Source organism: Streptomyces sp. NPDC059371 (assembly GCF_042751995.1).
Classification (GTDB): Bacteria; Actinomycetota; Actinomycetes; order Streptomycetales; family Streptomycetaceae; genus Streptomyces.
Genome location: NZ_JBHYXD010000079.1, coordinates 1 through 9,978 on the forward strand (window position 1 = coordinate 1; position 9,978 = coordinate 9,978).

Annotated in this window: 9 protein-coding genes; 1 reads left to right on the forward strand and 8 read right to left on the reverse strand. The window is 70.2% G+C overall.

The window, feature by feature from the left end; translation table 11 throughout:
• Positions 1-40: 40 nt before the first annotated feature.
• Positions 41-802 (reverse strand): CDP-alcohol phosphatidyltransferase family protein, encoded by a 762-nt coding sequence (locus ACFXGX_RS31970; protein ID WP_384798062.1) that lies wholly within the window; start codon positions 800-802, stop codon positions 41-43.
• Between the two features lie 150 nt (positions 803-952).
• Here ACFXGX_RS31970 and ACFXGX_RS31975 point away from each other — a divergent pair, with 150 nt between their 5' ends.
• Complete coding sequence (locus tag ACFXGX_RS31975) at positions 953-1,525, forward strand: GNAT family N-acetyltransferase (RefSeq protein ID WP_384798065.1); 573 nt, start codon at positions 953-955, stop codon at positions 1,523-1,525.
• Positions 1,526-1,539: 14 nt separating this feature from the next.
• Here ACFXGX_RS31975 and ACFXGX_RS31980 read toward each other — a convergent pair whose 3' ends face one another.
• The 7 genes from ACFXGX_RS31980 to ACFXGX_RS32010 all read right to left on the reverse strand — a co-directional run bounded on the left by ACFXGX_RS31980 (position 1,540) and on the right by ACFXGX_RS32010 (position 9,721).
• Positions 1,540-3,147: a type VI secretion protein gene (locus tag ACFXGX_RS31980; RefSeq protein WP_384798068.1), complete on the reverse strand. Its 1,608-nt coding sequence runs from the start codon at positions 3,145-3,147 to the stop codon at positions 1,540-1,542.
• Positions 3,147-4,574, reverse strand: coding sequence for an ATP-binding protein (locus ACFXGX_RS31985; protein WP_384798071.1), 1,428 nt, complete (start codon positions 4,572-4,574; stop codon positions 3,147-3,149). Before ACFXGX_RS31985 ends, ACFXGX_RS31980 begins: the two co-directional genes overlap by 1 nt.
• Positions 4,575-4,588: 14 nt before the next feature.
• Positions 4,589-6,148 (reverse strand): SCO6880 family protein, encoded by a 1,560-nt coding sequence (locus tag ACFXGX_RS31990; protein WP_384798074.1) that lies wholly within the window; start codon positions 6,146-6,148, stop codon positions 4,589-4,591.
• A complete protein-coding gene (locus ACFXGX_RS31995) occupies positions 6,145-7,461 on the reverse strand; it encodes a hypothetical protein (RefSeq protein ID WP_384798077.1) in 1,317 nt (438 codons plus the stop codon). The genes ACFXGX_RS31990 and ACFXGX_RS31995 overlap by 4 nt, the downstream gene beginning before the upstream one ends.
• A complete protein-coding gene (locus tag ACFXGX_RS32000) occupies positions 7,451-8,305 on the reverse strand; it encodes a hypothetical protein (RefSeq protein ID WP_384798080.1) in 855 nt (284 codons plus the stop codon). Before ACFXGX_RS32000 ends, ACFXGX_RS31995 begins: the two co-directional genes overlap by 11 nt.
• A gap of 208 nt (positions 8,306-8,513) precedes the next feature.
• Entirely contained in the window at positions 8,514-8,822 is a 309-nt protein-coding gene (locus ACFXGX_RS32005) for a hypothetical protein (protein ID WP_037622434.1), read from the reverse strand.
• Positions 8,823-9,448: 626 nt separating this feature from the next.
• Positions 9,449-9,721 (reverse strand): DUF397 domain-containing protein, encoded by a 273-nt coding sequence (locus tag ACFXGX_RS32010; protein ID WP_384798083.1) that lies wholly within the window; start codon positions 9,719-9,721, stop codon positions 9,449-9,451.
• Positions 9,722-9,978: the final 257 nt, after the last annotated feature.

Consider the following 9,978-nt stretch of genomic DNA (forward strand, 5'->3'; position numbering starts at 1 on the left):
CTCCACGAGGAGACCGCCCCCCCCTTTTTTGTTGGTGCGGTTACTTCAGGCGGGACGACGCGACGATCGAGACGACGTGCGCCGGCACGAGCAGCCACACGATCGCCGTCACGGCGACGGTCGCGATCCGCGTGGCCGTCAGGTCGCCGAGCGCCAGGTCGACGACCGCGGTGACGAGCAGCAGGATGGTGCACTCGATGCCGTTGACCAAGCGGTGCAGGCCCACGGCCGAGGCCAGCCGGCGGACCTGCGCGAGGCCGCCGGAGCGCGGGACGACGGACGCGTCGGTCGCCTTCTCCATGCCGCTGTCGGAGCGGGCCACGTGCACGAGGTCGGAGGACGACTTCAGGAGCAGCACGCCGATCGCCGCGGCCAGACCGGCCACCAGGTAGAGATTGACGCCGAGTTGGGCGGCACGGATGCCCATGCCCACCATCACGGCGGCATCGGCGAGGTAGGCGCCGAGGCGGTCGAGGTAGACGCCGAGCGGGCTGAACTGGCGGCGCCAGCGGGCCACCTCGCCGTCCACGCAGTCGAGCAGCAGATAGAGCTGCATGAAGACGACGGAGAGAACGGCGCCGCCGAGGCCCGGCAGGATCAGGGCGACTCCCGAGAGCATCCCCGCGAAGACCATGATCACGGTGATCTGGTTCGGCGAGATACGGGTGTCGACGAGATGGCGCGTCACGCGAAGGGAGAGGGACCTCATGTAGAGGCGTCCGGCCCAGTGCTCCGCCCGGCTGTCCAACTTGCCCGTGGGATGAATGACGCTGCGGAGTTCCTCTAGTTGGACTTTGGCCATGCGGTGTTCTCCCTGGAGGGCTTGCGCGTGATCGGATCGGTCGGCTCACAATGCCGTACAGGGAAGAGCATGACGGTGGCCGGGCCGGCGGTGATCGGCAGGGTGGATTTCGGATGAGCCCGGCCGTACGCGCGTACTACGGTGACTGCCATGAACTCCAGTACCTACGTGATCCGTTCCATACGTTCCGATGAGTGGCCGCAGGTGAAGGAGCTCAGGCTCGACGCCCTGCGGGACCCCGTCGCGCACCTCGCGTTCCTGGAGACCTACGAGGACGCGGTGACCAAGCCGGACGGCTTCTGGCAGGACCGGACGGCCGGGGCGGCCGTCGACGCCACCAAGCGGCAGCAGATCGTGGCCGTGGGCGAGGACGGGGTGTGGGCCGGGTCCGTGACCGTGCTGGTCGAGGAGGCCGGGGTACGGGACGCGTTCGGTGAGGTGCCGGAGCGGACTCAGGCACATCTGGTGGGGGTGTACGTACGGCCCGAGTTCCGGGGGAGCGGGGCCGGGGTGACCCGGGGGCTCTTCGACGCCGCTCTCGCGTGGTCCTGGGAGGCCGGGCTCGACCGCGTGCGGCTGTTCGTGCACGAGAAGAACGGCCGTGCCGAGGCGTTCTACCGGAAGACGGGTTTCCTGCCCACCGGGCAGACGGCCCCGATGCCGGGGGAGACCGGTGAACTGGAGCTCGAGTTCGCCATCGACCGAGGGGGCCCGCGGGCGTGAAGCCCGTACCCGGCTCAGACCGGAAGCTCGTACTGCGGCCAGCGGGAGCGGAGTTGTTCGCGGGAGCGGAGGAGCGCCAGGGTCGGCAGGCCGCGGGCCGGGCCCGTGGTCAGCAGGTCGGGGAGCTGGGGGAGCGGGGCCACGGCCGCGATGTCGTCCAGGACGAGCGTGAGTGGTGGGTCGAGCCGACCGGAGGATGACCGTTCGGCCATGCGCCGGCCACGCTCGACCACGCTTGAGGCGAGAGCCGTCAGGAGGGGCATGGCGCCGGGGCCGGCCTTGGGGTCCTCGAGGGGTTCGCCGATCATATAAAGAGTGCCCCCTTCGTTGACGAAGGAATCCAAGGCGAGGCTGTCACTTCGGTTCGGAGTACAGGATTCTCGGATGTTGACCGTGCCGAGCGCCGACAGCGCACGCGCCGTCAGCTCCTGGGCGATGTCCCGGCGTTCGGGATGCGAGACGAGCGCGGCCTCGAGCTCCCCGGCGGTGCCGGACGCGGCCCTGGGATTCGTCCGCAGGGCTCGTACGGCGTCCTGCACCTGTGAGCCCTGGGCCCAGCGGTGGACATGGCGGAAGGCCTTGCCCTCCACCGCGGCGGCGTGCAGATAGCAGCGCATCAGCGTCGCCGCGACGTCGGCCATCGCCTGGTCGGCCTTGGCGGAGGGGCGCACCGGGGCCAGGAGGGCGGCCGCTCTGGCCGTCGCCGTTTCCTTGTCCTCGCAGCCTGCCGAAGGGGACCAGTGCAGCCGGGCCGGGGTGTCGCAGAGGTGGGCGGGGTCGTAGAGGAGGACGGGGCCCAGTTTGGCGCGGGCGTCCTTGGTCTCCGACCAGATGCGGGGGGCGGAGGTGATGACGAGGGCCGGGCCCTCGGCGTCGCGTACGGCCTGGGCCGCGGTGAGGTGGCGGGTCTCCGCGGGGGCGAGGACGACGGCGCGCCTGGGTGTCCACGCCGGTGTCGGCTGCGGTGCCGCGGCGGCGGCCCTGCTCGGGGCGGCCTCGGTGGCGACGGTGTCCGGGCCGCCCACGTGCTCGTGCGCCGGCGCGCCCGCGGGTTCGGGCACCTGTGAGGTTGCCTCGGTCGCCGCGGCTGCCCTGGGGGCGGTCTCCAGGGTCTGTGCGGGCAGCGGCGGCTGTTCGGTCCTTGCCGGTGGCACAACGGGATCGGGTGCGTCCGTGGATGTCCTGGACGCCCTGGACGCTTGCGTGGATGCCTTGGCCTCCAGATCCTGCGCTCGTCTTCGCGCTCGGCCCGCACGCCACCGTGCCACCGTGCCCATCACGAACACGGCGAGGACCAGCAGGACCATCAACTGGCCGATGAACAGGCCCCAGAAGAGGCCGTACCCCGACAACTGGGCGGGCGGGGTGTCGGGCCAGGCGCCGGCGATGTCGTGCGGCTCGCCGATCAGGTGGCGCATGGCCAGGGGCGTACGGGTGAAGGTGATCGCGTCCGGCCAGGCGCCGCGGGAGAACCAGCCCGCGAGGCCTGTCGCCGTCCACACCATCAAGGTCATGCCGAGGAGGAAGCCCAGCACCCCGATCAGCAGGCCGTCCGGAATGCCGCCCGCCCCCTCGTGCCGGGGGTTGTGGCGGTCCTCGCGCTGGTCGGGGTACGGGCTCATCACGCCACCGTGGACTCGGTGGAGCCGTCGAGATCGCTGAGATGCTGCTCCATGAAGGCGGCCGCCCTTTCCTCGGCCTCCAGTTCGGCGGCGCGCAGGGCGTCGTCGGAGAGGAGGTGGTCGGCGGACGACTCCGTCATCGCGCGGTCGGTGAAGACCAGTGGTCGCTCCGTCTCGGTGATCAGGTGCTTGACCACCTGGACGTTGCCGTTGACGTCCCAGACCGCGATGCCCGGGGTCAGCGTCGGGATGATCTCGACCGCCCAGCGGGGCAGGCCGAGGACCCGGCCCGTCGAACGGGCCTCGTCCGCCTTCTGCGCGTAGATGGTCCGTGTCGAGGCCATCTTCAGGATCGCGGCGGCCTCCTTGGCCGCCGCTCCGTCGACGACGTCCGACAGGTGATGGACCACCGCCACGAAGGACAGGCCGAGGCGGCGCCCGAACTTCAGCAGCCGCTGGAAGAGCTGGGCCACGAAGGGGCTGTTGATGATGTGCCACGCCTCTTCCACCAGGAAGATGCGCTTCTTGCGGTCGGGCCGGATCCAGGTGTGCTCCAGCCACACACCGACGATCGCCATCAGGATCGGCATGGCGATGGAGTTCCGGTCGATGTGCGACAGGTCGAAGACGATGAGCGGGGCGTCCAGGTCGATGCCGACCGTCGTCGGGCCGTCGAACATGCCCCTGAGGTCACCGTCGACCAGCCGGTCCAGGACCAGAGCGACGTCCAGGCCCCAGGCCCGTACGTCGTCCGTGGCGACGTTCATCGCCTCGGCCGACTCCGGTTCGGGGTGGCGGAGCTGCTCGACGATGTCGGTGAGCACCGGCTGGCGCTCGACGATCGTCTCGTTGACGTAGGCGTGGGCGACCTTCAGGGCGAAGCCGGACCGCTCGTCGAGGCCGTGCCCCATCGCGACCTCGATGATGGTGCGCAGCAGGGCGAGCTGGCCCGTCGTCGTGATGGACGGGTCGAGCGGGTTGAGCCGGATACCCATGTCCAGTGCGGCCGTGGGGTCGAGCCTGATGGGAGTTATCCCCAGCTCCTGCGCGATGAGGTTCCATTCGCCGACGCCGTCCTCGCCCTGGGCGTCGAGGACGACGACCTGGCGGTCGCGGAAGCGCAACTGCCGTAGGACGTACGTCTTCTCCAGGGCCGACTTGCCGTTGCCGGACTCGCCGAGGACCAGCCAGTGCGGGGCCGGGAGCTGCTGCCCGTAGAGCTGGAAGGGGTCGTAGATGTAGCCCTTGCCGGAGTACACCTCGCGGCCGATGATGACGCCCGAGTCGCCGAGACCCGGTGCGGCGGTGGGAAGGTAGACCGCCTGCGCCTGGCCCGTGGATGTGCGCACGGGGAGGCGGGTCGTCTCGACCTTGCCGAAGAGGAAGGACGTGAAGGCGTCCGTCGCGGCGGACAGCGGATCCCGCATCAGTGCATCAGCCCCTACCTGCGGATTCCGGTGGCGAACGGCAGTGTGTTGACGAAGGCACGGTGGTGCTCGCGGTCGCACCACTCCAGTTTCAGATACGACTTGCCGGCCGAGGCGCGGATCGTGCGCTTGTCGCGCGCGAGGGCCTCGGGGTTGCGGGAGGAGACCGTGATGTAACCGACGAGGTTGACGCCCGCGGCGCCGCTCGCCAGGTCCTCGCCGCGCTGGTCGAGGCGGTTGTGCGAGGCGATGTCGCGCGGGTCGACGGTGCGGTTCATCTTGGCGGCGCGGCTGGCCTCGGCCTCGTCGTTCGTCTTCTCGGTCAGCATGCGCTCGATGGCGATCTCGGTGGGTTCGAGGTCCATGGTCACGGCGACCGTGCGGATGACGTCCGGGGTGTGGACGAGGAGCGGGGCGAGGAAGTTGACGCCGACCGGGGTCATCGGCCACTCCTTCACCCAGGCCGTGGCGTGGCACCAGGGCGCGCGGGTGGAGGACTCGCGGGTCTTCGCCTGGAGGTATGTCGGTTCCATGGCGTCCAGCTCGGCCGGCCAGGCGTTGCGCTTGGTCATGGCCTGGATGTGGTCGATGGGGTGGTCGGGGTCGTACATCGAGTGCACGAGGGAGGCGAGCCGTCCCTGGCCGAGGGGCTGCCGTACGCGGATGTCGGCTTCCTGGAGCCGGGAGCAGATGTCGGTCAGCTCGCGGGCCATGACGACGGCGAGCCCGGCGTCCCGGTCGACCTTGCGGCCGCCCTGCGGCCGTGCCGCCCGTGCCATGGCCTGGCCCTCGGCGGCGAGTTCACGCGAGTAGTGCATGCAGGCGACGAGGTAGGCGCGGTGCTGCTCGCTGCTCGTGGACACCATCGACTGGAGCTGGTCGTAGGACTGCTGGAGCCATCCGGGGGCGCGCTCGTCGCCGCGTTGGGAGACGTCCTTGGCGTGGGCGTCCGGGTCGGCGGGGAGGGTGCGGGCGAGCATCTGGAGGCGGGTGACGAAGCCGTCGCCGTTCGCCACGTGCTTGAGCAGCGTGCCGAAGCGGTCGACGAGGGCCTCCTGGTCCTCGCTGTCGCGCAGACCGACACCCGGGCCCTCGATCTCGATGGCGGCGGTGACGGTCCGGCGGTCGGCGTGCAGCAGGACGGCGATCTCGTCGGGTCCGAACGGGGCGGCGAGCCAGGCGATGCGCCCGATGCCGGGCGGCGGTCCGACCTCGACCTCCCTGCCGTCGAGGTGGATGCCGGCCTCCGTCACCTGGCTGCGGTACGCCGTCCCCTGGCGCAGGCTCCGCTTGTAGCTGCGGTTGATCTCGAACCACTTGTAGAAGGTGCGCCGCTTGTACGGGACGTACACCGCGGCGAGCGCGAGCAGCGGGAAGCCCATGAGCAGCACGATCCGCAGGGACAGCACCGGGACGAGCAGGCCGCACATCATGCCGAGGAACGCGCCGCCGATGATGAGCGCGATCTCGCCGGACTCGCGGTTCCGGCCGACGATCGCGTTCGGCCGGGCGCGGCCGATCAGATATGTACGGCGGGGCGTGACCGGATGGGACAGGTGGGAATCGGTCGTCAACGCCCTTCACCTCCCGTGCGGTTGCTGTTGCGGGTGTTGCTTGCGTGCGGGGTGTTGACCGGGCTGCTGCGCGGCGGGGGTGCGGCGGAGGGGACAGATCCGCCGCCTCCGTTCGGCGTACGGCTGCTGTGCGCGGCCACCCCGCCGGACACGGGGTTGGCGGGGCGGGGCTGGCTGTTGCCGCCGCCTCCGTTGTTGTCGGCGCGGGAGCTGTGGGTCTTGATGCCCTGCGCGACCAGGGTGGCCGGCGAGCTGATCACGGCGGCGGCCTTGCTCTCGGCGCCCTGCATGATGCGGTTGTTGCGGGAGCCGGCGATCTCGTCGCCGAAGCCGGGGACGAAGCGGTAGATCATCGCGCTGGCGAAGATGGCGAGCAGGATGATGGCGAGTCCGGAGACGACGGCGGAGAACGCGTCGGGGCCGCTGTCGGAGCTGAGGGCGCCGGCGAGGCCGAGCACTATCACGATGACCGGCTTCACCAGGATGACCGCGATCATGATGCCCGCCCAGCGGCGGACGTGGCCCCACAGGTTCTTGTCGACGAGGCCCGCGTAGACGACGGTGCCGAGGAGGGCGCCGACGTAGAGCAGGGCGGCCCGGATGACCAGCTCCAGCCAGAGGATTCCGGCGGCCAGGATCGAGACCATCGAGACGACGATGAGCATGATGGGGCCGCCGCCGATGTTGCCGCCCTTGTCGAGGGCGCCGGAGAACGTCCCGAAGAACGCGTTCGTCTGGTTGCCGGTGGTCTTGGCGAGGACCTCGGTCACGCCGTCCGTCGCGGAGACGACCGTGTAGAGGATCAGCGGGGTGAACGCGGAGGCCAGCACGGTCAGCCAGAGGAAGCCGATCGCCTCGGACAGGGCCGTGCCGAGGGGGACACCTCGCACCGCCCGCTTCGCCACGGCCAGCAGCCACAGGAGCAGGGTGAGGATCGTGGAGGCCGCGAAGACGACGGCGTACTGCTGGAGGAACTTGGGGTTCGTGAAGTCGACGTTGGCGGTGTCGTTCACGGCGGCGGAGAGTTTGTCGATGGTCCAGGAGGCGGCGTCGGCGCAGCCGTTCGCGAGGGAGGAGAGGGGGTCCAGCGTGGAGGCGGTACCGGGGTCGGTGGTGAGGCCTGTTTTGCCGGATCCCTTGGTGCCGCTGTCGCAGTACTTTCTGGCGGGGCCACGGACGAGTTCACAAGGGTTACGGCTGGGAGACGGGCTGGGGGCGGCGACCGCCTTGGTGGCCAGCAGGACGGCGGCCGACTGCATCGCCGCCACCGTGGCGGCGAGCGAGAGGACACGGCGCGGCTTGTTAGCGGGCATACGTGAACCCTCCGAACTCCTCGACGGCCTTGGTCATGTCGTCCGCGGTGGAGGCCTTCTGGTCCCGCCCCACCGGGACGGGCCCGTCCTTCTGAGCGAAGTCGGTGACCTTCCAGTCCCCGCCGATCCACTTCAGCTGGTAGGTCGTCGTGTACCAGCTCTCCGACACAGGGTTGGTGGAGCCGTCGCCGGACAGGCCGAACAACGAGGTGTACCAGAGCTCGACCGTGGCGCTGTCCGTGCTGGAAGCCTTGGTCTTGGTGCCGACCGGGATGATCCGCGAGATGAAGGTCTGGCCGGCCGGGGCTGCGCCGTTCTTGTCCAGGCCGATGTTCGTCAGGAACTTCTCACTCGTGTAGGCCGCGTCCAGATCGGGCTGCCGTGCGGCTGCGACATCGGGCGCGTACACGGCGTCGACGATCGCGTGCCGCTGGTCGGCGTTGAACATGCCGGTGGAGCCCAGGGCGATACCGTAATTCGTCGCCGCGCTCTGTGCTCCCTCCCGTGTGTGGGGGAAGCCCGATGGGATGCCGGCGGACTTCGTCGTCACCGGGTGGTTGCCGGAGGCCGCCGTCGGGGACGTCTTCGCCTTGTCGCCGCTGCCGTCGCCGGACGAGGCCGCGTCTTCCCCGCGGTTCGCGAAGGCGATCGCGGCGATGAGCAGGACGACCACACCGACGACCGTGACCAGGCTCCGCGAGGAGGATCCGCGTCCGCGCCGCGCGCCGCCGTAGACGTCGCCCGGACGGTCGGGCAGACGGGTACGGGTCTGGCCGGAGCCGCCGTACCCCCCTTCCTCGCCGCGCGGGCCGTCGCCGTACCCGGGTTCGTCACCGAGACTCATGCCGCGTACGCCCCCTCAATCTCTCGCTGAACCACGTAGTACGACGGTAGCCGTGCTGGTTCCCGCGCGGGCGCGGTGTGGTGACTGGACATCAGGGAGTTGCAACCTCAGCCGGTGGGCACGACGGACGGATGGATCGGAGGGAGAGAATCCGGGCGCGCCCGGCCGGGTACTGACGTCCGGCCGAGTGCGGCGCGGCCGTGCCGGGCTACACGGCCATGCCGTACACGATGGTGAAGAGTGTGCCGAGGGATCCGATGATGAAGACCCCGGTGAGCCCGGCGATGATGAGTCCCTTGCCCTGTTCGGCGCTGAAGGTGTCGCGGAGCGCGGTCGCGCCGATGCGCTGTTTGGCCGCACCCCAGATCGCGATGCCGAGGCAGAGCAGGATGGCCACCGCCATCACCACCTCGACCATCACCTTGGCTTCGTTGCCCAGGCTGCCGAAGGGGCCCCAGTCCGGGGCGATTCCGCCGATGATTGTGTTGATGTCGCCCTTGTCGGCTGCGAAAAGCATGTAAGTCACCGCCCCTAGTGGGTAGTTCTGCACCCCCTGCCACTGCGTGCAGAGGTCGGGCCCATTCTCGCCGACAATGACGCCTTCGTATGTCGACTTGACGTCATTGGTTGGCGGGATTCGTGCGAATTCCTTGTCGCCGGCGTACGCGGGACCCTCACGGGAGGCGTACGGCGGTGTACGAGAGTCGTATCGTCACTCTGTGTATCACGGGTGGTCACGCCGGGCAATGAAGCGGAAGCGAAACCTGGCGCGTGGTTCCGTCGTTGTCCCTTTCCATGTCTCGCGCGCGGGGCGATATTCGAACGGACTCGCTTCCGGCGGAGGGCTTCTGACGGTGCGTCGCGCCGGTGTTCCCCGGGTCGCCGGGGCCGCGCGGGGTGGACGGACGGAACGGGCCGCGACTGGTTGCCGCGGCCCGTGGTCGCGGTGCGGCGGCTGGTGCCGCCGAACGTGTACCGGCCGGCCGTGATGCCGCACGAGTCGTACGCCGCGACACGGGTGGCCGGTCGGCGTCCGCCGCGACTCGGAGACGGTGCGCTTGGAGCAGCCGGTGCCGCTCTGCCGGCTCGGCCGTGATGCCGTACGAGGAGCAGCCGGAGCCGGTGCGGGCGCTCAGGGATTTCTCAGGGGAATTGCACGGGTGGCTGCGTCGCTCCGTGCGCTCCGGGGGCGTCCTGCAACCCCTCGACGAAGTGGTCGAACTCGCCCGCCTGGACCCCCAGGACGAACGCGTCCCACTTCCTGCGGGTGGTCGTCACGACGTTCTCCGGGTCGCCGGTCTCCCTGATGTAGACCAGGTCGTCCTCACCGAAGGCGAGTTCGATCCAGGGACCGGGACCGGTCGCGTCCTCGGGGGCGGCCCGGGTCCAGTCGAGGCCGGAGGGGATGTCAGCCACGGTCGCGTTCCTCGGACTTCCGCCGGACGGGCGTGGGCATCGCTGACTCCAACTCCCTGTGTGATCGGAGACGTTCACGGCCACCGTATCCCCGACCCGGTCCCGCGCCCTCCAACTCCCTTACGATCACCACTCCCCGGGGATCGCCGTGTCACCCCGCGGCCCTTTCCGCGCCGCCGCCTCACCGCTCCGGAGCCGGCGTGGGGGGGGGGGGGGGGGGGGGCGGCGGCGGCCGCGGCCCGCGGGGGGCGGGGGCG

Coding starts and splice junctions, on each gene's coding strand:
- ACFXGX_RS31970 (WP_384798062.1), bottom strand. CDS start 802: ATGGCCAAAGTCCAACTAGAGGAACTCCGCAGCGTCATTCATCCCACG.
- ACFXGX_RS31975 (WP_384798065.1), top strand. CDS start 953: ATGAACTCCAGTACCTACGTGATCCGTTCCATACGTTCCGATGAGTGG.
- ACFXGX_RS31980 (WP_384798068.1), bottom strand. CDS start 3,147: ATGAGCCCGTACCCCGACCAGCGCGAGGACCGCCACAACCCCCGGCAC.
- ACFXGX_RS31985 (WP_384798071.1), bottom strand. CDS start 4,574: ATGCGGGATCCGCTGTCCGCCGCGACGGACGCCTTCACGTCCTTCCTC.
- ACFXGX_RS31995 (WP_384798077.1), bottom strand. CDS start 7,461: ATGCCCGCTAACAAGCCGCGCCGTGTCCTCTCGCTCGCCGCCACGGTG.
- ACFXGX_RS32000 (WP_384798080.1), bottom strand. CDS start 8,305: ATGAGTCTCGGTGACGAACCCGGGTACGGCGACGGCCCGCGCGGCGAG.
- ACFXGX_RS32005 (WP_037622434.1), bottom strand. CDS start 8,822: ATGCTTTTCGCAGCCGACAAGGGCGACATCAACACAATCATCGGCGGA.